The sequence below is a fragment of the Mesorhizobium sp. M0292 genome (assembly GCF_040321695.1).
Classification (GTDB): Bacteria; Pseudomonadota; Alphaproteobacteria; order Rhizobiales; family Rhizobiaceae; genus Mesorhizobium.
In genome coordinates this window covers 12,536-36,069 of sequence record NZ_JAMYSB010000013.1, presented here as the reverse complement: position 1 = coordinate 36,069, position 23,534 = coordinate 12,536, and the positions used below count along the sequence as shown (strand labels likewise).

Annotated in this window: 21 protein-coding genes and 3 pseudogenes; 8 read left to right on the top strand and 16 right to left on the bottom strand. The window is 60.9% G+C overall.

All coding sequences use genetic code 11. From position 1 onward, the window contains the following. Nucleotides 1-154 precede the first annotated feature (154 nt). The 8 genes from NKI96_RS20290 to NKI96_RS20255 all read right to left on the bottom strand — a co-directional run bounded on the left by NKI96_RS20290 (nt 155) and on the right by NKI96_RS20255 (nt 8,694). Nucleotides 155-1,573: an NAD(P)/FAD-dependent oxidoreductase gene (locus NKI96_RS20290; protein ID WP_352805791.1), complete on the bottom strand. Its 1,419-nt coding sequence runs from the start codon at nt 1,571-1,573 to the stop codon at nt 155-157. Beyond that, nucleotides 1,570-2,433, bottom strand: coding sequence for a PfkB family carbohydrate kinase (locus tag NKI96_RS20285; RefSeq protein ID WP_023732313.1), 864 nt, complete (start codon nt 2,431-2,433; stop codon nt 1,570-1,572). The genes NKI96_RS20290 and NKI96_RS20285 overlap by 4 nt, the downstream gene beginning before the upstream one ends. Continuing rightward, nucleotides 2,430-3,284 carry a sugar phosphate isomerase/epimerase family protein gene (locus tag NKI96_RS20280; protein ID WP_023682776.1) on the bottom strand — a complete coding sequence of 285 codons (855 nt, stop codon included), beginning with the start codon at nt 3,282-3,284 and terminating at the stop codon, nt 2,430-2,432. The genes NKI96_RS20285 and NKI96_RS20280 overlap by 4 nt, the downstream gene beginning before the upstream one ends. A gap of 21 nt (nt 3,285-3,305) precedes the next feature. Beyond that, nucleotides 3,306-4,166: a carbohydrate ABC transporter permease gene (locus NKI96_RS20275; protein WP_023714949.1), complete on the bottom strand. Its 861-nt coding sequence runs from the start codon at nt 4,164-4,166 to the stop codon at nt 3,306-3,308. After that, complete coding sequence (locus tag NKI96_RS20270; RefSeq protein ID WP_023682778.1) at nt 4,163-5,122, bottom strand: carbohydrate ABC transporter permease; 960 nt, start codon at nt 5,120-5,122, stop codon at nt 4,163-4,165. Before NKI96_RS20270 ends, NKI96_RS20275 begins: the two co-directional genes overlap by 4 nt. 11 nt (nt 5,123-5,133) lie before the next feature. Further along, nucleotides 5,134-6,456 carry an ABC transporter substrate-binding protein gene (locus NKI96_RS20265; RefSeq protein WP_352805790.1) on the bottom strand — a complete coding sequence of 441 codons (1,323 nt, stop codon included), beginning with the start codon at nt 6,454-6,456 and terminating at the stop codon, nt 5,134-5,136. A gap of 28 nt (nt 6,457-6,484) precedes the next feature. Continuing rightward, nucleotides 6,485-7,498 (bottom strand): SIS domain-containing protein, encoded by a 1,014-nt coding sequence (locus NKI96_RS20260; protein ID WP_352805789.1) that lies wholly within the window; start codon nt 7,496-7,498, stop codon nt 6,485-6,487. Nucleotides 7,499-7,671: 173 nt separating this feature from the next. Further along, a complete protein-coding gene (locus NKI96_RS20255; RefSeq protein WP_031251278.1) occupies nt 7,672-8,694 on the bottom strand; it encodes a LacI family DNA-binding transcriptional regulator in 1,023 nt (340 codons plus the stop codon). Between the two features lie 1,012 nt (nt 8,695-9,706). Here NKI96_RS20255 and NKI96_RS20250 point away from each other — a divergent pair. The 6 genes from NKI96_RS20250 (at nt 9,707) to NKI96_RS20225 (ending at nt 16,607) form a co-directional block, all read left to right on the top strand. Beyond that, nucleotides 9,707-10,786 (top strand): substrate-binding domain-containing protein, encoded by a 1,080-nt coding sequence (locus tag NKI96_RS20250; protein WP_023692318.1) that lies wholly within the window; start codon nt 9,707-9,709, stop codon nt 10,784-10,786. 363 nt (nt 10,787-11,149) lie between these two features. After that, on the top strand, nt 11,150-12,142 hold the full coding sequence (locus NKI96_RS20245) for a substrate-binding domain-containing protein (protein WP_023704355.1): 993 nt from the start codon (nt 11,150-11,152) through the stop codon (nt 12,140-12,142). Between the two features lie 80 nt (nt 12,143-12,222). Then, nucleotides 12,223-13,737, top strand: a complete 1,515-nt coding sequence (locus NKI96_RS20240) for a sugar ABC transporter ATP-binding protein (protein ID WP_023704356.1) — start codon at nt 12,223-12,225, stop codon at nt 13,735-13,737. Further along, on the top strand, nt 13,730-14,737 hold the full coding sequence (locus NKI96_RS20235) for an ABC transporter permease (protein ID WP_023681803.1): 1,008 nt from the start codon (nt 13,730-13,732) through the stop codon (nt 14,735-14,737). Before NKI96_RS20240 ends, NKI96_RS20235 begins: the two co-directional genes overlap by 8 nt. After that, nucleotides 14,734-15,759: an ABC transporter permease gene (locus NKI96_RS20230; protein WP_023667740.1), complete on the top strand. Its 1,026-nt coding sequence runs from the start codon at nt 14,734-14,736 to the stop codon at nt 15,757-15,759. Before NKI96_RS20235 ends, NKI96_RS20230 begins: the two co-directional genes overlap by 4 nt. Continuing rightward, nucleotides 15,756-16,607, top strand: a complete 852-nt coding sequence (locus NKI96_RS20225) for a sugar phosphate isomerase/epimerase family protein (RefSeq protein ID WP_023704358.1) — start codon at nt 15,756-15,758, stop codon at nt 16,605-16,607. The genes NKI96_RS20230 and NKI96_RS20225 overlap by 4 nt, the downstream gene beginning before the upstream one ends. Before the next feature lie 204 nt (nt 16,608-16,811). On the opposite strand, the pseudogene NKI96_RS20220 reads toward NKI96_RS20225, so the two are convergent. Further along, nucleotides 16,812-17,480 (bottom strand): annotated as a pseudogene (locus tag NKI96_RS20220) (ABC transporter permease); the annotation flags it as partial. Between NKI96_RS20220 and NKI96_RS20215 the strand changes: the two are divergent. After that, entirely contained in the window at nt 17,465-17,794 is a 330-nt protein-coding gene (locus tag NKI96_RS20215; RefSeq protein ID WP_352805786.1) for a GMC oxidoreductase, read from the top strand. The pseudogene NKI96_RS20220 and the gene NKI96_RS20215 sit on opposite strands and share 16 nt — an antisense overlap. A 16-nt stretch (nt 17,795-17,810) precedes the next feature. Here the strand turns inward: NKI96_RS20215 and NKI96_RS32525 are convergent. Next, a pseudogene (locus tag NKI96_RS32525) lies at nt 17,811-17,929 on the bottom strand (aldehyde dehydrogenase family protein); the annotation flags it as partial. 16 nt (nt 17,930-17,945) lie between these two features. Further along, entirely contained in the window at nt 17,946-18,110 is a 165-nt protein-coding gene (locus NKI96_RS20210; RefSeq protein WP_155922419.1) for a hypothetical protein, read from the bottom strand. Between NKI96_RS20210 and NKI96_RS20205 the strand changes: the two are divergent. Further along, nucleotides 18,070-18,323: pseudogene (locus NKI96_RS20205) on the top strand (MBL fold metallo-hydrolase); the annotation flags it as partial. The gene NKI96_RS20210 and the pseudogene NKI96_RS20205 overlap by 41 nt on opposite strands. Nucleotides 18,324-18,346: 23 nt before the next feature. On the opposite strand, the gene NKI96_RS20200 reads toward NKI96_RS20205, so the two are convergent. The 5 genes from NKI96_RS20200 to NKI96_RS20180 all read right to left on the bottom strand — a co-directional run bounded on the left by NKI96_RS20200 (nt 18,347) and on the right by NKI96_RS20180 (nt 23,506). After that, on the bottom strand, nt 18,347-19,090 hold the full coding sequence (locus tag NKI96_RS20200) for an ATP-binding cassette domain-containing protein (RefSeq protein WP_023686849.1): 744 nt from the start codon (nt 19,088-19,090) through the stop codon (nt 18,347-18,349). A 9-nt stretch (nt 19,091-19,099) separates the two neighbouring features. Beyond that, nucleotides 19,100-20,299: an alanine racemase gene (locus NKI96_RS20195; protein WP_023818638.1), complete on the bottom strand. Its 1,200-nt coding sequence runs from the start codon at nt 20,297-20,299 to the stop codon at nt 19,100-19,102. A 12-nt stretch (nt 20,300-20,311) separates the two neighbouring features. Beyond that, nucleotides 20,312-21,280 carry an ABC transporter permease gene (locus NKI96_RS20190; RefSeq protein WP_352805784.1) on the bottom strand — a complete coding sequence of 323 codons (969 nt, stop codon included), beginning with the start codon at nt 21,278-21,280 and terminating at the stop codon, nt 20,312-20,314. 34 nt (nt 21,281-21,314) lie between these two features. After that, nucleotides 21,315-22,376, bottom strand: a complete 1,062-nt coding sequence (locus NKI96_RS20185; protein ID WP_352805782.1) for a substrate-binding domain-containing protein — start codon at nt 22,374-22,376, stop codon at nt 21,315-21,317. A gap of 68 nt (nt 22,377-22,444) precedes the next feature. Continuing rightward, a complete protein-coding gene (locus NKI96_RS20180; protein ID WP_352805780.1) occupies nt 22,445-23,506 on the bottom strand; it encodes a substrate-binding domain-containing protein in 1,062 nt (353 codons plus the stop codon). Nucleotides 23,507-23,534: the final 28 nt, after the last annotated feature.

Below are 23,534 nucleotides of genomic sequence, written 5' to 3'. Positions count from 1 at the left end.
TGAATACGTTAGAACAAGGTCGACGCACTCCGCTTTAAGAATGTACGTCGATCAACCCAGCAAACACCCTGATCGCAATGCCGCGTCCACCGTCATCGGGACGGCACGTGCCGGCTCATGGTTTGAAGAGCGTGACGATGAGCCAGATGCCCGGCTACTTCTTGCGCCTGCCTGGCTTCAGGGCCGCCAAAAGACTGCTGATCCTGCCGGCCTTGCGGTTGCGGATCTCGGCCTCGTTCTTGCGGCGCACCGCGGCGCGGACAAGTCTGGCGCCGAGATAACGCAAAGGCTCGGGCGGCAGCGACATGCGCCGCTCGATGCCGACCAGACCGCTTTCGCTCCAGCGATCCTTTCGCTCGAGCACCAGGCTCGCCAGAATGCGTCCGGCTATCGGCGTCTGCGCGATGCCGGTGCCGTTAAATCCCATGCCGTAGAAGATATTGGGATGATCGCGCAGGTGGTCGAAGACAGGAACGTGTTCAGGCACGCAGTCGATCGGCCCCGACCAGTCATATTCGATCGCCACACCGCGCAGCGACGGGTAGACCCGATGCAGCTCTCGCATATTGTCGCGGCCGTGCTCCGGGCTGCGGTTGAAGCTGGCGCCGAAATTTCCACTGAAGGCGACGTTGCCGCTGCCACGACCGAAGACCACCCTGCCCCCGATGGTGCGCTGGTAGTAGAGCACCTGGGCCTGGGAATCGCAGATCGAGGCACCGTCGCGCCAGCCGATGCTGTCGAGCAGTTCGGGAACGGCGGCAGTGGCAATCACCTCGCTGCCGACGACATAAAGATGTCGCCGCAGTTCCGGCAGCGCGGAAAGCCAGGCGTTGGCGGCAAGCACGATTTTGTCGGCCTGTACCGCGCCATGCGCCGTGCGCACCGTACATGTCATGCCGGGTTCGATGGCGAGGACCGGGCTGCGCTCGTGGATGATGACGCCGCGTGCCAGTGCCAACTTGCGCAATCCGATGGCAAGTTTGGCGGGATGGACCGTGCCGGCAGTGGTCTCGACGACGCCGACATAGGAGGCCGATGAACCGGTGCGGCGTTGAATGTCCTCGGCCGTCAGCGGCCTGAAACGGTTTTCTCCAACAGCTGCCGTCAAGGCCACGGCGGTCTCCCAGGCGCCTTCCTGCGCAATGGAGCTTGCGGTCCACAGCCATCCATCCAGCCTCAGGTCCATGTCTATGGTGCCGTTTTGCTGCAGCGTCTTCAGTTCCGCGATCGATGCCACCGTGTCGGCGCACAGCAGGCGCGCTTCCTCGAGACCGACGACCGCACTGATCTGGTCGATTTCGGCGAACCATGAATGGACCTGACCGCCGTTGCGCCCCGAGGCCCCCGATCCGCACAGATCGGCTTCAAGGATCACCACCCGCGTTTGCGGCGCCAGTTCAAGGATCCGCAGCGCCGTCCACAGACCGGTATAGCCGCCACCGACGATCACCACGTCGGCGCGCTCGTCGCCTCGCAATGGCTCGGTCGCAGGGGCGGCGGCAATGTCCTGCAGCCAAAACGACCGGTCAGATGCAAGCGCGACCGCAGGCTGCCGCAAACGAATTGTACTCACGCTTGGGCTCCCTGCGCATCGACAATGAAGCTGGCATATTTGGCTGGCAGCCAATCGGGTATCGGACGCGGTCTCTGGGGAAACCCGCCAAGATGGGTGCAGGTCTGCGCCGCCGCGATCGACGCCCTGTGCAATGCCTCCAGGGCGCCGAGGCCGCCGAAATGGAAGCCGGCGAGGAAGGTGGCAATGAAACTGTCGCCGGCGCCACACGTATCCACGACATCGACAAGGGTCGCCGGCGCATGCACGACATTCGTGCCATCGTCGAAGTAGGAGCCGCGTCGACCACAGGTCAAAACTACCTGCCTTGCGCCGGCCGCCCTGAGCGCGCCCAGCGATGGCTCGATGGGAACATCGACATCGTCCGGTCCGGACGCAAACACAAGCGGGACACCGTCGAGCGGCAGCGCCATATGGGCAGTCGATAGATCGATGCTGAACGGCACATGGTCCGCCACCAATCGTTGAACAAGGTGCTTGTTGGCGTTGGTGCCGAGATGCACCCAGTCGGCCGCGGCGATGACCGCATAATGCGCGGGCGCCGGCATGTAGTTTTCGCCCACACCGAAGGATTCGTGCAGGAACTTCCGGTCGCCGGATTCATCGCGCAGCAAGGTGACGGCCGTATCGCCGCGACGCCGTTCGACGTCGTCCGGGGATAGGCCGGCACCTTGCAGTTCGGCAAGCACCACGTCGCCTTCGGGATCGTTCCCGACGGCGCCGAAATAGCGCGCGGACCAGCCGTTGCGCCGCCATTGCGCCGCGACATTCAAGGCGTTGCCGCCCACCGTCATCAAGTTGTTGGTCAAATAGGCATCAAGGCAATTGTCCCCGACCGCGATAAGCTTCTTCGACGTCATGCCGGCACCGTTGCGCAATTGAGGTATGGCGCGATGGCGCCAAGGCAGCGTGTCCAGGCTTTTACCGGATCGAGCGCGTAGGAGCCGTTGCCGAACGGCTCGAAGGTGAACTTTCCGGCATAGCCCAGGCGCGCGAGCTCGCTGACATAGTGGCCGAGCGGCAGCGTACCATCCCCCCACACCAGATGCCCGCCTGGTGTGCCGTCGACCAGATGGACATGCGCCAGCCGCGAGCCGAACAGGTCGACATAGCCGGCCACGGTGTCGCCGGCCGTGGCCATGGCGACAGTGTCGAGCACGACATCGACGTTGCCGGCGCCCACCTCATCCAGCATTTGGCGCAGGCCTGCCGCATCATTGACGAGGTTGCTCTCGAACCGCTGCAACGGCTCGAGCAGGCAGCGCACCCCGTTTGCGGCGGCGCGCCGGGCGATCTCGCCGATCGAACCGACCGCGCGGTCCCATGCCGGTTGCCGGGGTTCGCTCTCGTAGCCCCGGCCGGGCGTCAGGAAGAGATAGCGGGCGCCAAGCGCCGCGCAGATGTCGGCTGCACGCCAAAACCGCTCGATGCTGTCCTGGCGCAGTGCGGCGTCGCCGGAGGCAATGTTGATTGGATACAACACCTGCTCAGGCGTAAAGCACCAGGCCGACAGCTCGTTGTCGGCGAGTACCCGGCGAACGGATTCGACACGTGCGTCCGTGGCGTGGAACAGGTCCAGATGCTGGGCAATCCCCCACAGCTCGATCTCGCGCAGGCCAAAGCCTCGGATCGTCCTGGCGACCTCATCGAAGGGGAAGTGCTGGAAGCTGAAATTGGCTCCGATCAGCTGATGAGCAGCGAGCTGCGGCATGAAGGCTCCTTTCGGGAATTGCTATTTGCCGATGCCTTCGGCCAAGCCACGGATGAAGTAGCGTTGCGCGCCAAAGAACACGATCACGATAGGCAGCGCCGAGATCGTCATGGCCGCGAACACCACGGCATAGTTGGTCCCGTGGGTTGCCATGATCGACGTCAGTCCGACCGGCAGCGTCTGCACATCCGAGCCGCTCGTGAAGATCATGGCGAAGAGATATTCGTTCCAGGCGAACAGGACGTGCAGGATGACGCAGGAAATGATGATCGGCCGGCACAGCGGCAAGGTGATGCGCCAGAAGATCTGACCCTCGCTGGCGCCATCCATCGTCGCCGCCTCGTCGATGTCTTCAGGCAGATCCAGCATGTAGGCGCGGATGAGGAAGGTGGTGAACGGCACACGGAACGCCGTGTAGAGAATGATCAGCGCCCAGTAGGTGTTGTAGAGACCGAGCGCCTGCAACATCTTCACCAGTGGAATGATCGCCACGGTGGGGCTCAGCATCAAGCCGCCCAGAACGATGGCAATAACCAGCGGCTTTGCCGACATCTTGGTGCGGGTCAGGCCGAAGGCCGTCCAGGCGCTGATCAGGACGGTGCATATGGCCGAAGCGACGGTCACCAGCACCGAGACTGTCACGTAGCCACGCACGCCCTGGTTCCATGCCTGCATGTAATTGTTCCACGACCAATGGGTGGGCAGGGCGAAGGGATCGCCGAAGATCTGCGCATTGTCCTTGAAGCCGCTCAGCGCCATCCAGATCAGCGGATAGATGACGACGACACCAAGGCAGACCAGGAACGAATAGAGCAATGTCCTGGCGATGACCGACCACACATTCACGTTCCGGCTGCGACCGGCTGCGACCATCGCACTCATAGCTGCACCCGGCGGCGCTTGGTGTACCAGAGCTGTGCCGCACCTGTGAGCATGGTCAACATGAAGATGACGGCGGCGATCGCCGCGCCATAGCCGAAATTGTCCTCGATGAAGGCCTTCTGGTAGAGCCACGTGCCCAGCACCTGGCTGCTGTTGTTGGGCCCGCCTGCGGTCATCACCATAACCTCGTTGAACACCTGGAACGCGCCCGTGATGGTGACGATGATCATCAACCCCGTCATTTCCCGGGTGAGCGGAAAGGTGATGCTCCACAGGCGGCGAAGCGGACCCGCGCCGTCGATCGTTGCGGCATCGTAGAGGTCGCGCGGGATCTTCTGGATGGCAATGGCGAACAGCAGCGTCGAATAGCCAAAACCCTGCCATTGGCTCATGGCGATGATGGCATAGATGGCGGTGTGCTCATTGCCGAGCCAAGGCATGACGAGCTGGCTCAGTCCAACACGGCTGAGCGCGGCATCCAGCAAGCCGATCTGCGGCTGGTAGATGAAATAAAACAGCAGGCCGGTCACCGTGATCGAGATTGCCGACGGCACGAAATAGACGGCGCGCCACAGCCGGCGCCAGCTTTCGCTTTTCAGGTCCTCGATAATGGCCGCCAGCAGGAACGCGCCGAAGACCTGGAAGATGACGGAGATGAGAGCGTAGAGGCAGTTGTTCCACAGCGCCAGCAGCACGACCGGGTCATGCAGCAGCCGGTCGTAGTTGGCGAGGCCGACATTGGTGACCTCGCCGGTGTAGATGTCCTGGTCGGTGGTGCTGACGATGAAATTGTCGACGATCGGATAATAGACGAACCAGCCGATGAGGATGAGCGCGATCGCCGCCCATCGCAATGACAACAGGTTGGCGAAGCAGGCCCGCCGGCTCTTTGGCCGTTGCGGCCTGGCGACGCCGATGTCGGCGCCGCTGTCCACTGTGTCCGAGGCCCTTGCCATGCTCGCCTGCTTTATTTGGCCGCGGATGCGGCTTTGCGCACCTCGTCCATCACTTGCTCGGGCGTCATCGAGCCGCCCGCCAGCGCCTGCAGGTTGGACAGCCAGACGGCGGCGACGCGCGGTGGGTTGGCCGTATCCAGCCAGGGCATGAGGTATGAGGCGGCGTTGATATCCTTGAGGCCATCGACCACAGCCGCGCTCATGTTCGATTCCGAGGCGCCGCCGATGGTGGCGCTCGGCTGGCCATAGGGTGGCGAAGACAAGACCTGCGCATTTTCCTTCGAGGTCACGAACTTCATGAAATCGATCGCCAGCGGGATGTTCTTCGATGCCGCATTGATCATGTAGCCCTCCGGCGCGCCCTCGATCGACCTGGCGTCACCCTTGGCGCCGGCGGGCACCGGCAGCCGGAAGAATCCGAAATCGGCGGGCTTTAACGCCGACTCCGGCGTGGCGGCCTGATCGAACTCGATGATTTCCTGGTAGTACATAGCCGACTGGGCGTTGGTGAAGGCCTGGAGAGCCGAAGCATAGGATGTGCCGTTGACGCCGGCGCCATCGGTGCAGCGCTCGACAAGCTGGCTGAACTCCTTGAGTGCTGCGATATAGCCTGGGTCGGTGTATTGGGCGGTGGCCGGATCGAAGTCGCGTTCCAGCGTTCCCTGCGGCACGTTGTAGGCGAGCAGCTGGCCTGCAAAGTGGATTGCCGGCCAGGCCTCCTTGTTGCCGAAGGAGATCGGTGTCACGCCGGATTTGCGGATGGCGTCGCAGCTGGTCAGCAATTCCTCGAAAGTGCCGGGTGCCTTGAGGCTGAGCTTGGCGAAGATCTGCTTGTTGTAGCCCATGAACTTGGCATCCTGGTACAGCGGAATGCCATAGAACTTGCCGTTGTATTGGAACGCCTTGACGGCGGCTGGAGACAGCGACTTGCCCCACTCGGTATCGGCAGCAATGACGGGCGTGAGATCAACGGCGCGATTGCCGCGCACGAAATTGCCACCCCAGCTGCCTGTCCAGGAGAAATAGATATCGGGCAGCGAGTTGGAAGCGACCAGCGTCTTGGTCTTGCCCTTCACGCTGTCGTCGCTCTCCTGGATAAGTTCGACCTTCACATCCGGATGGAGCTTCTCATAGGCCTGTGCCAGGTTGACGAAATAGGGCGACAGCTGTTGCAGCCCGAACTTCGTCAGGACCGAAAGCGTGCCGGTGTATTCCACCTTGGCGTTTGGGTCGGCCGTGACAGCCGGCGAAGCGGCGGAACTGCCGCTTATCGACAACCCCAATGATGATACCGCGGCCACCGTGACCGCCACGATTTGCAGCGAACGTTTCATGGATAGCTCCTTCAGAGGTGAGAGGGGATCAATATTCCACGCGTTTGTAGTAGCGACGGGTGGTCAGCGGGTGGTTGCGCAGCACCTCGAGATGGGCGCTCAGCCGCTCGAGCAAGGTGGCGAGCAGAACCGGCGAGATCATGCCGCGGACCTTTGCGGAGATGCCCGGCAACTTGACCGAGGCCGCGTCCAGCGTGCGAACGCGGTCCGTGTAGCGCTTGGCGAAGTTCTCGACCCGGTCGGCCAGGTGCCGAAGGGCATCTTCGCCCTTGAACACGAAAACGCTGACGCCCGGCTCGACCAACTCGAGCGTACCGTGGAAGAAGTCGGCGGCGTGCACCGGGCGGGTGCGAATCCACTGCATCTCTTCGAGGATGCACATGCCGTAATAGTGTGCCTCCGGCCACACCGAGCCGGCGCCGGTGAAGATGTGATAGGTATCGTCCTTGATTGTCTGGGCCAGTTCGGCCGCCCTGTCCTCAAAGGCAGCCTTGGCGTCGGCAAGCAGATCCGGCAGCAGTTTGAGTTCGGCGACAGTGCCATCAAAATCATCATGTTCGCCGCGCTCTTCCAGCAGGGCCAGGACGATCAGCAGCGTCTGCAGGTAGAAGGATTCCGACGAGGTGTCGTCTTCGGCGAAGTTCGTGAAATTGTGGTCAGCCTCCCGTGCGATTGGCGTATCCGAATGGCCGGTGAGCGAAATCGTGCGCACACCACGTTTTTTCAGAAAGGCCATGAGCTCGACGCCTTCCTTGGTCGTGCCCGACAAGGACGGGATGACCACCACGGCCTTGCTGTCGAGACCGGCGGGCGGATCGATCACGACCTGCGCCGGATAGGCACCGCTCACCGGGAAGGTGGAACAGCGCTGCGCCAACTCGATCGCGGGCAAGGTTAGAAGCTGCACGCCGCCGGTGCCCATGAAAAACAGCCGCTCGACGCCATCTGCCAGCAGTGTGCGCATCAGTGAGCGAACCTCACCTGCGACGGCGACGGCCCCGCTTTGGATCTTCACGAAGCGGTCCCTATCGAAGTTCAGCATGACGTTTTCCTTGTATTTCGCATGTTACAGGCCTCTAGCCCGCCTTAGGCGTCGGTGGGCCGTCTAGCTCGTTTTCCCGATGTGAGATCGATCTCACAAGCAATAATGGGCACGCAATTTCGCCAATGGCAAGTCCTTTAGACGAAGTTCTCCGAAATCGAGGGGTTTGCTCTTTAGCGCACAGCGCGCCGGGCAACCGATCCGCGTACGATCAACCGGGTCTGAAATCGGGTACGGCGCGGTGCAACCTTTTTGCCGGCAAGCCGCTCCAGCAGGTATCTGGCGGCGAGCGGTCCGATCTCGGAGATGGGTTGCGCCACGACCGTTATCTGCGGATCGGTGAACGTGGCGAGGTTGAAGTCATCGAAGCCAACCACCGACACATCATGCGGAATCGAGAGCCCCATTGAACGCAGGCCAAGAAGCGCGCCTTGCGTCATGAGGCTGTCCACCGTGAACAGTGCGGTCGGGCGATTGCGCCGGCTGAACAGGCGGATCGTGGCTTCGATGGCGTGCTCGACGGTCGAGCGCGATACGCCGATGAGCGCTTCATCGATTGCGATCCCATGCGAGTGGAGCGAGTTTTGGTAGCCAGCCAAGCGTTCCTGTGCCGTAAAGATGCGTGACTCGTCGCGCAAAAGACCGATCCGGTGGTGACCGTTGCCAACCAGATAGTCCACTGCCTCGCGTGCCCCGCCCTCGTTGTCGACGACGACGCTGTCGCATTGCAGGTCCTTTACCACGCGGTCGATGAGCACGATCGGTGCGCCTTCGCGGGCCAGTTGCACAATATGCTGGCTGTCGGTCGCAGACGTTGGGGCAAGGATGAAGCCGCGAATGCTGAGCGAGCGAAGGCTCTCAAGCAGTTCTTTCTCCTGTTCTACATTCTCCTCGCTGCTGGCAATCAGAAGATTGTGGCGGTGCTTGCGCAGTTCCACCTCTATGTCGTGCGCGATTCGGGCGAAGAACGGATTCTGGATATCGCCGGGCACGAAGCCTATGATCGGCAATTGTCCGCTGCGCAGCGCCTGCGCGACGAGGTTGGCCCGATAGCCCAGCCTTTCGGCTGCCTCAAGCACGCGGAGCGCCGTCTCGTCGCCAACGTAACCATAGCTGTTGAGCGCCCGCGCGGCCGTGGCGCGCGACACCTTAGCCGCTGCGGCAACGTCCTTTAGTGTGATTCCTTTCTGGGTCACAGGTAACCGTCCTTCTTGGATCTGAACATTGCCTCAGATCATCCTCGGCTCGTCTTGCCGGCATCGTTGTGCGGCATATCGGACGATTCTCAAACTGCGAACATAGCTTTCGCAACTCCTTGCCACCTAATCGAGATACGTGCGCTGTTTGGCTATCTGGAAATTTGATCCACGAATGCACCTACATATTGTGCAGTCAGTTCATTGCCTTGCACTGCCAGCATACGGCAATGAGTTCACGCCATGGTCCAGGCGGCCTCCCTGGCATCGATCATAACACCGATGGAGACGACTAGCCTTGCCGCCAAACTCGTCCAGCGATTGGAGGCGAGCTTTCAAAAAGGTCGAGCCAGACGCTCAAGGCCCGCTGCACGGAGAGCCACAGGCTGGGAGACTCTGAGCAAATCGGGAATCTGAGTCGCTTGCTCTGAACCGTCGGCATCATGCTGCTAAGCGGTTTTGATCCTCCGGGGCTCCGCATTGGCAATAGCGACGAAAATGCTGTCGAGCAGACCTTGTCGCGGAAGGAACTTGCCAAGCAAGGGCACCTCGGCCAAGTACGCAAACAACGCCCGGAGACGAAGGCGCATCCGGCAGCACCCTTTTGGGGCCAGATAGAGACTCAGAAACCCAAAGCTTTCATCTTCCCGCTATTGAAACGGAGGACTCGATCGTGACGCGTGCGCCCGACCATCGCCAACGGTGGGCTCCAAACTGATCGAAACTTCTCGTCGACCTTTGCAAGGTGATTGATCATCGGGGAGACCAAAGCCGAAACACTGGGGTTGGTGTCTCCAGTGACGCTGAACGAAGCTTCAGGGAAAATCCCAAATCTGCCGATTTCCCTGGCGCTGTCATTGCAACGATCGAGACAATCAGGGAGACCGGACCGGAGGCACGAGAGGCCGCGTCCTTCCGTGGGGTCGCTCCTCCAAACCGTTTGACGCAATTTAGAGATGTTGCCTTGACCCCGCACTAGGGTCTACTGCATCTCCCAGCGGGAGCGTCACCAATGGCGAGAAAGTCTGTCCGACGCAAGTCAACGATTTATGATATCGCGGTGGCGGCAAAGTCGTCCCCGACCGCCGTCAGTCTCGTCCTCAATGGCTCGTGGCAACAGCACCGGATCAAGGCGGAAACCGCAGCGACCATCCTCGATTGGGCTGAGCGGCTTGGCTATGCTGTCAACCTCAAGGCACGAGGATTGCGGCTTTCCCGATCCGGACTCGCTGGAATGATCTTGCCACATTACCGCAATCGCTTCTTCGCCGGATTGGCCGAAGCCTTTGAAGCGGAATCCCGCGTCCACCGCTTGTGCCCGATCGTCGTCAGCACCCATCGCAATCCTGATAACGAGTTGAGTGTGACGGAAACCCTGCTGGCTCAGCAGGTGGAATTTCTCTTCCTTGCAGGCGTTCGTGACCCCGATCCGCTGAATGATCTGTGCCGGGCAGCGGGCGTCCGGTGCATCAACATCGATCTGCCAGGCCGTCGGGCTCCCTCAGTTGTTTCTGACAACTACGGGGGCGCCAAGGCGCTCACAGAGATCATTGTTCAGAAATTGAAAGAACGAGGGGGCTCCACCGAAGATCTCTTCTTCTTTGGCGGGGTCAGCGATGATGACGCAACACGTAGCCGTTTGCTGGGTTTTCACGATGCGCTGGCAGCGCATGGGATTGTTACGGGCCCGGGCACGATTGACTGCTGCGGATACGCACCGACCAACGCTGCTCGGTCTCTCGCTGCACGATACGCTCAGCTTGGGCATCTGCCCTCAGGTATGTTCGTCAACGGCGTGACCGCTCTTGAAGGAACATTGCGGTTCACTTCGACGCTAGCCTCAAGTGAGCTTGGACGGGTTGTTGTCGGAAGCTTCGACTGGGATCCATTCGCGGCGCATTTGCCCTTCGATGTGACCATGGTCCGACAGAATGTCGAGGTGATGATTGCTGAAGGATTTTCGCTTCTCGAGAATTATTCGATAGACCACTTTCCGCTGGTGACCGTACCGACCAGCTTTGGGCGAACCGGAGAGCATGACGGCGCCCAAGAAGATTGGGATTCGGCATCCAAATCGAGCATCGACCACTAGCAATTCTTTGTCACGAGACATCGTTGCAGAAGTTCAACTCCGTTCATCAGCACCTCGGATCTGGGTAGCACCGCCTCCACCCAAGGCTCGCGGGCGATCGCATGTCGTTCTACGGGTGCAGCCTGAGTGCGAAGGGCGGATCGTTTACATCAATCGAGAAATGTTTTTAGACGCTGGTGGCGTGACCGCCTTGCTAAATCTATTTAGCACCTTGACCGGCCGGCATTCAAAGTCTTTTATGGCGCGTTCTGGGGGGAATGCGGCGCCGAGTGCGTCAATGCCGTCGGGCACAAAGGGGTGGGCCAAACAAAGCCGACATGGGCAATAGGCAACTGAAAAACTCGTCAATCAGGGAGGAATTAAATGTTAGCAAAAACTATACTCGCGGCAGCGTTCGGCGCAGCCCTTTCGGTCGCCACAATGAATGCTGCGCTGGCAAAGGACGTCAAGGTTGGAGTTGTCGTGAAGATCGGCGGCATTCCCTGGTTCAATGCCATGGAAACGGGAATAAAGGAAAAGTCGAAAGAGCTTGGCGACGACGGCTTCATGGTCGGGCCGACCAGCGCCGACCCGGCACTTCAGGTCCGCGCGATCGAAGACCTGATAGCTCAGGGCGTCAGCGTAATTGGCGTCGTGCCGAATGATGCAAACGTTCTCGAGCCGGTTCTAAAAAAGGCGCGCGACACGGGCATCAAGGTCATAACCCATGAATCGCCAGACCAGGTGAACGCTGATTGGGACTTCGAAATGGTCTCGGCCGTTGGTTTCGGTGAGGCCCATGCCAAGCTATTTGCCGAGAAAATGGGCGGCAAAGGCAAGTACGTTGTGTACGTAGGTTCTCTTACTGTGCCCGCACACAATGCCTGGGCCGATGCTGCAATCGCCTACCTGAAGAAGAACTTTCCCGACATGCAGATGGTTGGCGACAGATATGGCGTCGCCGAGAGCGCCGATGACAGCCGAAAGACGGCTCTGGATGTGCTTGCCGCCAATCCTGACCTCGGCGGCTTCCTGACGTTCGGCAGTCAGGGACCGATCGGCGCCGGACGCGCGATCGAGGAGCAGAAGCTTGGTGACAAGGTGGTTCTTGTCGGTTCATTCTCGCCTAGCCAAGGCAGCGCAATGCTCAAATCCGGCATTATTGACGGCGGCTATATGTGGAATCCTCTGGAAGCGGGCAAAGTATTCGTAACGATGGCTGATTTTCTGGCGGGCGGCGGTGAAATTACCGACGGCATGACGATCGAAGGTCTGGGTGTCGTTCACCCTGACTTCAAAACCGGCACCATCATCGTGGACGCTGTGCAGCCTATCACGGTCGAAACGGTCGATGGTCTTGCAGCCCTAGGGCTTTAGATGGCGGACCATGGCTGGCGTGCCGGGGTGGCAAATCAATCCCGGCACGCCCCATCCTAGTCATTTCAGAAGGGCCCGCCGTGAACCTCGTCGCGTCTACGACGCAGGACCTCCCATCGGTTCTGTCGTTTAGCAACATAAGCGTCACATTTGGTGGCGTTAGAGCCCTCCAGGATGTCGCCTTCGAGGTTCTCCCGGGTGAAGTGCAATGCATCGCCGGTGAGAACGGCAGCGGCAAGAGCACCCTGATCAAGGTAATCACCGGCGTTTGTCAGCCGCTAGCCGGCGCAAACATGTCGATCGCCGGAAAGTCTGTCGACATCATGTCGCCGGCTGCGGCGCGCAGCGCCGGGGTGGAAGTCATCTGGCAGGACCTCGCACTGTTTCCTGAAATGACAGTCGCGGAAAATATCGGGATCAGAACTGTCCTCGGCAACATGCCTCGGCTCGTCGATCATTCGCGCATTCGCGAGGTGGCGCGAGGGCTGTTGGCGCGGCTTGGCGCCGACCTCGATGTCGACGCGCCTCTGCGTAGCTTTGCAATCGCCCAACGTCAGATCGTCGCCATCGCCCGGGCGCTCGCCGGCGATGCGAAGGTTATTTTCATGGACGAGCCCACATCGTCGCTTACTCAATCGGAAACAGACCGGTTGCTCGCGATCGTTCGAACACTCTCGAATGAAGGCATGGCCATCGTCTTCGTCAGCCATCGCCTTGCGGAAGTTCTGGAGATCTCAAGTCGCGTCACCGTTCTGCGCGACGGTAAGGTCGTTGGGGTGTTCCCGACCGCCGGAATGACCCAATCACGCCTCACCGAACTGATGACCGGCAAGACGTTCGACCAAACCGTGAGCACGAGAAACCTTAGTGGATCACCCGTCGTGTTGAAGATCGATCGATTGACCCGCGCAGGCGACTATGACGACGTTTCGCTGACAATACGGCGAGGTGAAACGCTTGGCCTGACCGGGCTACTCGGCGCCGGTCGCACAGAACTCGCGCTTTCTATTTTCGGCATGCTGCGCCCAGACCGCGGCAGCATCGCACTCAACGGGACGGTTCTTCATCTGAACTCCAACCGCGACGCAATCCGCGCGGGTATTGGATATCTCTCCGAAGACCGCTTGTCCCTTGGTCTCATACAAGCTCAGTCCATCGCCGACAACGCCGTTATCCCGGTGCTCGACAAGATCCTTGATCGAGGGCTGATCTCCTCGGAGAAGAAGGACGCGCTCGTCAATCATTGGATCGAGGAATTGGCGATAAAAGTCGGGCGGCAGACCGATGCGATTTCCACGCTCTCGGGCGGCAACCAGCAAAGGGTGGCCATCGCCAAATGGCTGGCGGTCGGCCTGAAACTGATCATTCTTGATTCGCCAACCGTGGGGGTGGACGTTGGCGCGCGGGCCGGCATCTTCGAGATTGTCGCCAAGCTCGCTGCCGAAGGCCTGGCGATTCTGCTGATATCCGATGAAGTGCCGGAGGTCTATTTCAACGCCGATCGTATCCTTCATATGGCTGCGGGCAAGATAGTCGCCGAATACGATCCGCACGCCATCCCGCTCGGCGACCTGGAAGCTGCCGTCTATGCGTAACCGCGGCAAGCTCTTCCGGGCTCATCCCACCGAGACATGGCTCGTTGTGGTTCTTCTCATCATGAGCGCAGGTCTCTCCGTTGCGAGCGACAAATTCTTCACCATTGCCAATCTCTTCAATCTGCTCAACACAAGCTCGACAAATCTGATCTTCGCGGTTGGGCTGCTGGTGGTGTTGATCGCTGGGGGCATCGACATCTCCTTCGCTGTGGCCGCGTCAGTGGTTCAATACGTTGTGGCGCTGGCTCTAGCCCAAATGGGAGGTGGTGATTGGTTCATCGGCCTCACCTTGGCGGCAATTGTCGGGATCGCCCTGGGTGCGGTGAACGCCGGCCTCATCTACTATTTCCAGATCATTTCAATCGTTGTCACCATCGCCACCTTCAATATTTTTTTCGGCCTTCTGATGTTCTTCACGCACGGTGTATCGATCTACAATCTGCCTGCATGGTGGACGCATCGCACTGTGCTTTTCGAGTTCCAACAGGCGAATGGCAATTGGGCCGAGCTAACACTGCCGGTTGCGATCATGGCGGTCTGCGTCGCCGCCACCTGGGGGCTTATCCGGTATACCACCACGGGACGGCAGCTATACGCTTTTGGCGATAACCCGGAGGGCGCCCGTCGCCTCGGTATCAACATCGCGGCGATGCACTTCATTGCCTTCGGCTGGCTTGGTTTGATGGCCGGGATCGCGGGACTTGTGCAGGTGCACTATTCCCAGGAAATCGTGCCCAACGCATTGGTGGGGCGCGAGCTGGACGTGCTGGCAGCTGTTGTCCTTGGCGGTGCCAGGCTGGGTGGCGGGCGCGGCACCGTGCTCGGTTGCATCCTTGGCGTGTTTCTTGTGTCGGTGACGCAAAACGGGCTGAACCTCCTCGGCATCTCTCCCTATGCTTTCAAGATGATCGTCGGGGCGATCATCTTGATTGCCATCACGCTGTCCAACGCGCCGCTCGGGCATATCCTCGCGGGCTTGCGGCAGAGGATGGGTACATGACGCAGCGCGTGCTCGAAACTGGAGCGCTACGGCACGGATTCTTGCGCCGTCTTGCCGGCACGTTGGGCGCCGAGAATATCGGACTTTTGCTGGCATTGATTTTGGTGATTGCATTCTTCGGATCTCTCTCGCCGCGATTCCTGTCCAAAGCTACCTTTGAATCGGTGGCCTTCCAGTTGCCTGAACTTGGACTGCTTACGCTCGCGATGTTGATGCCGATCATCTCGGGCGGCATCAATCTCGCCGTGACGTTCACGGCCAATCTCTGTGGCCTCACGCTCGCCTGGGTTCTTCAGGCCAACGGAGGACCGGACGCAAGCATCTATGCCTTTCTACTCGGTTCCGTTCTTGCGGTCGGCGTTGGCACGGCAAGCGGCTTGGTCATGGGCCCGGTGATAGCCTATACCGGCGCGCACCCCATCCTCGTTTCGCTCTCGGTGATGATTTTCCTGCGCGGCCTTGGCGAGTTTCTGACCCGCGGCGCCGATATTTCGGGCTTTCCCGAATTCATCCAGCCCCTGGGCCACGGCAGCATCGTCGGCATTCCTGTCCCGCTGCTGATACTGCTCGGCGCAGTCATCGTCTGGCATGTTTTGATGACCCGAACCAGGCTTGGCTTTTCAAACTATATGGTCGGCTCCAACATCGAGGCGACGCGCTATTCCGGCATCTCGACGCGACGCGTGATCATTCTGATCTACGCGCTGTCTGGCGCCATGTGTGCGTTGGCCGGCATTATCATGATGGCACGATTCAATTCCGTCCGTGTCGGCCATGGCGAGTCCTATGTGCTGATTACGGTGCTTGCCTGCTTTTTGGGCGGGGTGAATCCGTTTGGCGGCTTCGGCAAGGTCGTTTCGGTCTTCCTAGCCCTCATCGTTTTGCAGTTGCTTTCTTCGGGACTGAATCTCTTGGGCGCCAGCCAGCACCTGGCCACAGCCATTTGGGGCATCATGCTGATCGGCGTCATGATCTTGCGGTGGGCTGCCGGGCAGCTCAATTTCATGAGGATAACACGATGAAGGGTTTTGGCGTTCATACGAGCATGTGGACGAGTGGTTGGTCCGTAGAGGGCGCCGAGCACACTGTAGCGGCGGTGAAAAAATACGATCTCGATTTCATTGAAATTTCGCTGGCCGATCCATTTTCTTGCGATGCCGATCACACCCGCAAGCTGCTGGCGGCAAATGGCATGCAGGCGGTGTGCTCGCTAGGGTTGCCCGAATATGCGTGGGCATCGCGCCACCCACAGGAGGCGATTGACTTTCTCAAGGTGGCTATCGACAAGACGGCCGACATCGGAGCCCAGGCGCTATGCGGCGTAATCTATGGCGGCATCGGCGAGCGTACTGGCGTGCCACCTACGCAGGACGAACTTGATAACATTGCAAAAGTGATGACGTCCGCCGCCGCGCAAGCCAAGTCTCGCGGCATCGAACTCGGTGTTGAAGCCGTGAACCGCTACGAGAACCACATCATCAACACCGCGGCTCAGGCGGTGGCACTAATCGAGAGAGTCGGCGCCGACAATATGTTCGTGCACCTTGATACCTATCACATGAACATAGAGGAGAAAGGTATGGGCAACGGTATTATCGTCGCCCGCGATTACCTCAAATATATCCACCTCTCCGAGTCTGATCGCGGCACCCCAGGCGAGGGCAATTGCAATTGGGATGAGACGTTCGCAACGCTGGCCGCGATCGGCTTCAAGGGCGGGCTCGCGATGGAGAGCTTCATCAACATGGATCCGCGTCTGGCGTTTGGCCTCAGCGTGTGGCGTCCGGTGGCCGAGAGTGAAGCGGTTGTAATGGGCAACGGTCTGCCGTTCTTGCGCAACAAGGCACGGCAGTACGGGCTGATCGCATAAGTTACATCGCCATGCGAGATCGAAACTCGGCACATCATGAGCCGACTGCATCGACATTGCGGCGACTGCCTTCGAAGCAGGAGCCGCTTGAGAGGCAATATTGCGGCGTTTTAGATCCCGGCCTTCGGCTGCCCCCCGGGCGCAAGCAGCCAACCGGTCGGCGATCGCAACTGCCGTGAACAATCTATTTCACCGGCTCGGGCATCACAGCCTACCTTCGGCGGTTGCGAGCCGGCCCCGCATCAATTCGCGGCGCTTTCGAAACTCTGTGTATTCCTGGTCGGCCAGTACCCCGATCAGGATCACCGATCCACTCACGGCAAAGTTGAGTGAGGAGGGAATGCCTAGAAGATTGACAAGGTTCTGAAGCACCTGCAGCAAGATCGTTCCAAGCACCACACCAATGATTGAGCCTTCCCCGCCCCGCAACGAGAACCCTCCAAGGACGGCGGCGGCGATCGCGTAGAGCTCGTAGAAATTGCCGTGCGAGCTTGGCAGGATCGAGCGTGTGTACATTGCGAGAAAGATGGATGACAGCGCCGTCAGCCGGCGCAGATCACATAGGCGCAGATGATAACCCGGCCGGTACGGATTCCCGAAAACCGCGCGGCCTCTTCATTTTTGCCGACGGCGTAGAGGTATAGTCCGAAGGCGGTACGGTGCAGAACGACCAACATCACCGCCGCCAGGACAAGCAGGAAGACAAAAGAATGAGGAATGGGAATGGAGGTAGGCATTGTTGGTAAGAACCGAAACCAGATCGGTGCGACCGGTGGTGAGATATTCCAGATCCTCGAAGCGGGTTTCGTAGGGAAAGCCTGCCGTCGCATCTTGGTGTTGCCCTGCTGCTCGCCGGCATGAAGATCGCCCGCACCATCCTGCGTCAGCCGGCCCTGCAGGCGGTGATCGCCGAGGAGCTGTCGCTGGGCGGGGCCGCCGACCTTTCCGATCAGTCCATAACAGACCACATCCTCGAACACGCCAAAACGGTCTATCACCCCTGCGGCACCTGCCGGATGGGCAGCGATGACCAGGCGGTGGTCGACCCGCAATTGCGCGTGCGCGGCGTGCCGCGCCTACGCATCTGCGACGCCTCGATCATGCCGCGTCTCATCAGCGGCAAAACCAACGCGCCGGTGATCATGATCGCCGACCGCTGCGCCGATTCCATCCTCGGCAGCGCTTAGCGAAAAACGGGCAGCCGAGAGAAATCCAGGCTGTTTTGAGACGGTGTATCTGTCCAGCGCATGCAGCGACTTGTCGCGACCGAAACCGGACAGCTTGACTCCGCCGGGCGGCACGGTGATGTCGGCGCCGCCATACATTGCATAGGTCCTATCAAATCGAGACTGGGACAGCGATGCCAACGCGCTGCTGTTGGCCGCCAGAAAGCTGGTGCGGATACGCCTGGAGAAATTCAGGCGATGCAGGCAGCTTCACCAGACGCAGCAGTTCCAGCAGCATCCATGACGGCGCCGAAGTCGCGCCCGGCTTCCAGATCATCGCTGCGCCGGCCACACGCCCGGCCACTCGGTCTACCTCGCAAACTACGGCAAGGAACAGCGCATGATTTCGGCCGACACGATGTATGTGCCAGCGCTGCTGGCGCCGCATCCGGAGTGGCAAGGCAGCTACGACCAGGACGGGCCGATGGCGATCACCACGCGGCACAAGCTGATCGATCGCGTGATTGCCGACAACATCCGGATCTCGGGCGGGGGCTCTCAGAGAGGTTCCTGCTATTGCTGCTGCAGGCCGGTGATCATGGCAATGATCTCGTTCTTATCGGTCTTCGCGGTCTCGCGAATTCCAATCTGCTTGCCACGCCTGAGAACACAGATGCGGTCGGAGAGCTTGAAGACCTGGTCGAGGCTGTGGCTGATGATCAGGATGCCGACATTGCGCTGCTTCAGCGACTGGACGATAGCCTCCACCCGGGCGGTTTCGGCAACGCCCAGCGCCGCCGTCGGCTCATCCAGCAGGATCAGCTTGCTTGCCCAATGCGTGGCGCGCGCGATCGCAACGCCCTGGCGCTGGCCGCCGGAGAGATCGCGGATAGTGGCGTGGGCGGAGGGGATGCGCACGTCCAGTTCCTTCACCAGTTTCTCGGTCTCGTCGATCATGCGGCGGCGGTCGAGCAAACCGAGGCGGTTCAGCGGCTCGCGGCCGAGGAACATGTTCATGTAGACCGTCTGCTGGTCGGCCAGCGCCAGGTCCTGGTAGACGACCTCGATGCCGTGCGCGCGCCCCATGGTGGCATTCGACATCGTCACCGGTTTTCCTTCGATGACGATGGTGCCGGACGAGGGCGGGTGGACCCCCGAGACGATCTTGACCAGCGTCGACTTTCCGGCGCCGTTGTCGCCGACGAGTGCAACGATCTCGCCCGGGAAAACCTCGAGCGAAAAACTCTCGATCGCGGTGATGCCGCCGAAATTCTTGCGAATGTCGTGCAGCTGAAGGATGGGCGCGCTCACCGTCATGTGTTTCTCCTAGACTGGCCAGGCATAGGGTTCACCGAAGCCGTTCTCGATGGTTTCCACTTTCGGATTGTCCGTCGAAATGCCCGACACGCCGACAATATGGGCGCGGGTGACGAAGGCCTGGCCACGGAAGCCGAACACGGCGCTGTCGCCAGGCTTCGGCGCGTTCGCGCCGGCGGCATCGATCATGGCGTAATAGTCGATCGCCGAGGGCGGCGGCACCTCGACGCTGCGCAGTGCCGAGCCTGCCGTTGTCGGTTCAGCCGAGACGATCGCCTTGACGTCGTAGTCGGGGAAGATCGGATCGATGTAGAAGCCGCCGCCAAGGCAATAGGCCTTGCCGCCGGAGAGATGCGAGACCTCGGCGAGATAGAGCACCGCCGGCAGCTCCGGCAAATCTTCCATGACATGCAGCGCGGTGGTGCCATGTAGTCCATTGCCGGGCTCGCACTGCGTCGCGCCGGCCTCGGCGAGTGCCGCCAGCATAACGCTCGACGTGGTGCCCGGCGCGTTGATCTCAATGTCCTTGCGGCCTGCCTTAGCCAGCGCTTCCGCAGCTTTCGCGAGCGTCGCCAGATTGGGGGTCGGCAGCACTTTTCGCGAAGCATGGTCGAACAGCAGAGCAGGGAAAGTGGTGATGCCGGCGAAACGGCCGCCTTCGACGGCATCCAGCCGGTCGGCGACATCGATAATGTCGGCGGCATTGAAACCGCCTTCATGGCCGCGATAGAAGATATCGCCTTCGGCGGCGATGCGGGCCAGCAGATGCTGCACATAGCCGGCCGCCTTGGCGCCTGTTGCCGCTTCCCCAGCCTTGGTATCATTGAACACGGTCCAGTAGTCCGGCTTGAAGGTTTTCGCCGCAGCCGCCGCTTCGAATTTTGCGACCTGCTGGAGATGGCCGAGATGGCCAAGCTTCATGCCTGCCTTGTGGGTGGCGCGGGCGCAAGCCATGTCGACGGCGACCGCGCGGTCAATGCCGCCGCGCATCACAGCCCGGCAGAACGACGAGGAGCGGCCGACCTGCTTGGTCATGGCGAAGATCTTCAGGCCGTTGCGGTTGGCCTCGCTCTTGAGAACCCGCGCATTGGCCTCAACCGTGTCGAGATCGAGCACATAAGCATTGGCCGGCAGCTTACCTTGCTGGTGCAACCGGATAGCTGATTCGATGAAGGCGGGGTTGCGGCGGCGCAAAATGTCGAGAAACATGGATGGCTTCCTTCAGCGGTTCTTTTCGCGCAGCGACACGGCGACTGCGGTCAGGATGATGAGGCCGCGCACGATCATCTGGTCGGAGACCGACAGGCCCATCAGGATCAGGCCGTTGTTGAGCATGCCCATCATCAACGAGCCGACCAGCGCGCCGACCACGGAGCCCTTGCCGCCATTGAGCAGCGTGCCGCCGACGATGACGGCGGCGATGACCGTCATCAGGTCGGTTTCGCCGAGAGTATATTTCGCCGCCTGCAGGCGACCGGCATAGAGCAAGCCGGCAAGACCGGCGAGCCCGCCGCTGATGGTCAGCACGGCGAGCCTGATCCTGGGCACGCTGATGCCCGATACGCTTGCGGCGCGGGCATTGTCGCCGGTCGCCAGCACATGCGCGCCGAAACGGGTTTCGCGGAACACCAGGTGGCCGATGGCCACGGCAATCACCGACCACCAGACGAGTGAGGGGACACCGAGCAGCGAGCCGGAACCGAAGAAGCCGGTGAACGCTTCGTTGGTCACCGAGATCGAGCGAAGGTCTGTCATCGAACGCGAAACGCCGGCGAACAGGCCGAGCGTCGCCAGCGTCACCAGGAAGGAGGGCAGCCTGACATACGCCACCAGCACGCCGTTGATGACGCCGATCAGCAGGCCGGCGCCGAGGCCGGCGACTATCCCTGCCGGCATGCCGTACGCGTTGAAGGTGACGGCGGCTGCAAGGGCCGCCACCGCCACGATCGAGCCGATCGACAAATCTATTTCGCCGGCCGACATGACGAAGACCAGGCCGATGGCCATGATCGTCACCGGCGTCGTCTGCAACACGATGTTCGATAAGTTTCGGACGGTGAGGAAGCCGCTGTCCCTCAGCACAATGGCGAAGAACAGGAAGATCGCCAGGAAACCGAGGTAGACGACGTATTGCTGCAGGTTGAAGCGGCTGGCGAAGCTGCCACCGGCACTGGTGTTGGCACTGGACATTTATCCCTCCGGTGGTGAGCGCTTCGCCTCGAGCCTATCTCATCGCGTCCGCGATGGCCGCCGGTACGTCCCTGTTGAGGGACTTCTTCCAACCGTCCTTCACCGTGTCCTTGGTGACGGCGATGGAATCTACGGCATAGAATGGTTCGGCCTTCTTGCCGACCAGCGAACCTGCCGAGGCGCGCGCCAGCGTCACGCCGATGCTGTAGGCCTCGTCGGCGACGAGGGCCGCGATGTTGCCGCCCTTGACCATGTCGAGCGCGGCAGGCTCGTTGAGGTCGAGCGTGACAATCTTGGTGTGTGTGTTGCCGGCACCGCGCAAGGCCGAAAGCACGCTCAGCGCCGGTTCGGCCCAGGTGACATAGATGCCGTCCAGGTCCGGATGCTGGGTGATCATCGCCTGGGCGATGTCTTCGCTGCGCGCCGGGTCGGCCATGCCGGCCTCGGCCTCGATCTTCATATCGGGATAGTCCTGCTCGATGGTCTTCTTGAAGGCCTGGTCGCGCTGGTTGGTGACGTAGAAGTCGGCATCGTGGAAGATGTAGCCGACCTTGCCTTTCTTGCCGAGCGCCTCGGCCATGGCGATGCCGGCCTTGTTGCCCATCTGAAAGAGATCGTCGGAGACGATGGTGACATAGTCACTGCCCTGCTTGTAGCCGGCCGGGGAATTGTCGACGAAGCCGAGCTTGACGCCGGCCTGGCGTGCCGGATCGTAGACCGAAGCTGCAGTCGCCGGATCGACGGGAAGCGACAGGATGATCGACGGCTTTTTGGCCATCACCGTCTCGATATCGGCCTTCTGTCGCGCGGCGTCGAAACCGGCATCGGTCTGCGCCACCACCTCGATGCCGAGGCGCTTGAATTCGTCATGGGCGCCGGCGTTGACGGCGTTGGTGTATTCGCTCATCTCGTGCCAGACGAGGGCGGCGGTGAACTTGCCGTCCTTGATCTGCTGCTCTTCGGCTGGCGTCAGCGTAAGACTGCTCGCCGGCACCGGCTTTTCACCATTCGGTCCTGTGGTGACGCCTTCAGCGGCGAAGGCGTGCATGGCTAGCAGGCTCGCCACTGTCGTTATGATTACAGATGCTTTGCGCATGTCCCGGTTCCCTTTTTGTTGTGTCGAAGAAAAGCTCCGGTGCGGCGGGCCGCGCCGGAGCGAGAGCCTTACTTGGCCGCGTCGAGCACCGGCTGCGGCGCGTCGCGGTTGAGCGAGTCCTTCCAGCCCTGCGCGACATTCTCCTTGGTGACGGTCAGGGCCGGGGCGACGACGAAGGCTGGTGTCGGCTGGCCAAGCAGCGACTTCATGCCGGAGGCAGCCATGGCGCGGCCGAGTTCATAGGCCTTGTCGGCGACGAGGGCTGCGACATTGCCGCCCTTGACCATGTCGAGCGCGACCGGCTCGGCGAGGTCGAGCGTGACGATCTTGGTCCTGGCGTTGCCGGCGCCGCGTAGCGCCGACAGCACGCCGTCGGCCGGCTCGGCCCAGGTCACGTAGATGCCGTCGAGATCGGGATGCTGCAAAAGCATCGCGTTGGCCAGTTCCTCGGCGCGGGCCGGGTCGGATATGCCCTGTTCGGCGACGATCTTGATGTCGGGATAGACCTTCTCGATGGTGGTCTTGAAGGCTTGGTCGCGCTGGTTGGTGACGTAGTAGGCAGCGTCGTGGAAAATGTAGCCGACCTTGCCCTTGCCGCCGATCGCCTTGGCCATCGCGTCCGCAGCCTGCTTGCCCATCTGGAATAGATCGTCAGTCACGATCGAAGCGTAATCGGTGCCCTGCTTGTAGTCCTTGGGCAAGTTGGACAGGAACACCAGCTTGGTGCCGTCCTTGACCGCCTGGCGGAAGGCTTCTGCCGAGGTGACCGGGTCGAGCGGCAGCGCCAAGATGACGTTGGGCTTGGCGGCCAACGCCGTCTCGATGTCGCTGCGCTGGCGGGCGGAGTCGAACTGGGCATCCGTTTTGACCGCAATGGTGATGCCGGCGCGGGCGAATTCGTCGGTGGCGCCGGCGGTTACCGCATTGGTGAAATCGGACGAGGTGTGCCAGAGCAAGGCAGCCTTGTAGCCCTTGTCCTTGAGCGCGGCGATGTCGGCATCGCTTAGGATCACGTCGGCACTCGGCGTGGCGCTCTCGCCCTGCGGGCCGACCGTCTGTGCGAAAGCTGGGTTGGCGGCAAGGATCAATCCGCCGGCAAAGGCGGCGGCGATCAGTGTCTTCATCGGCATGTCAGTTCTCCCATTTGCTTCGTTGGTA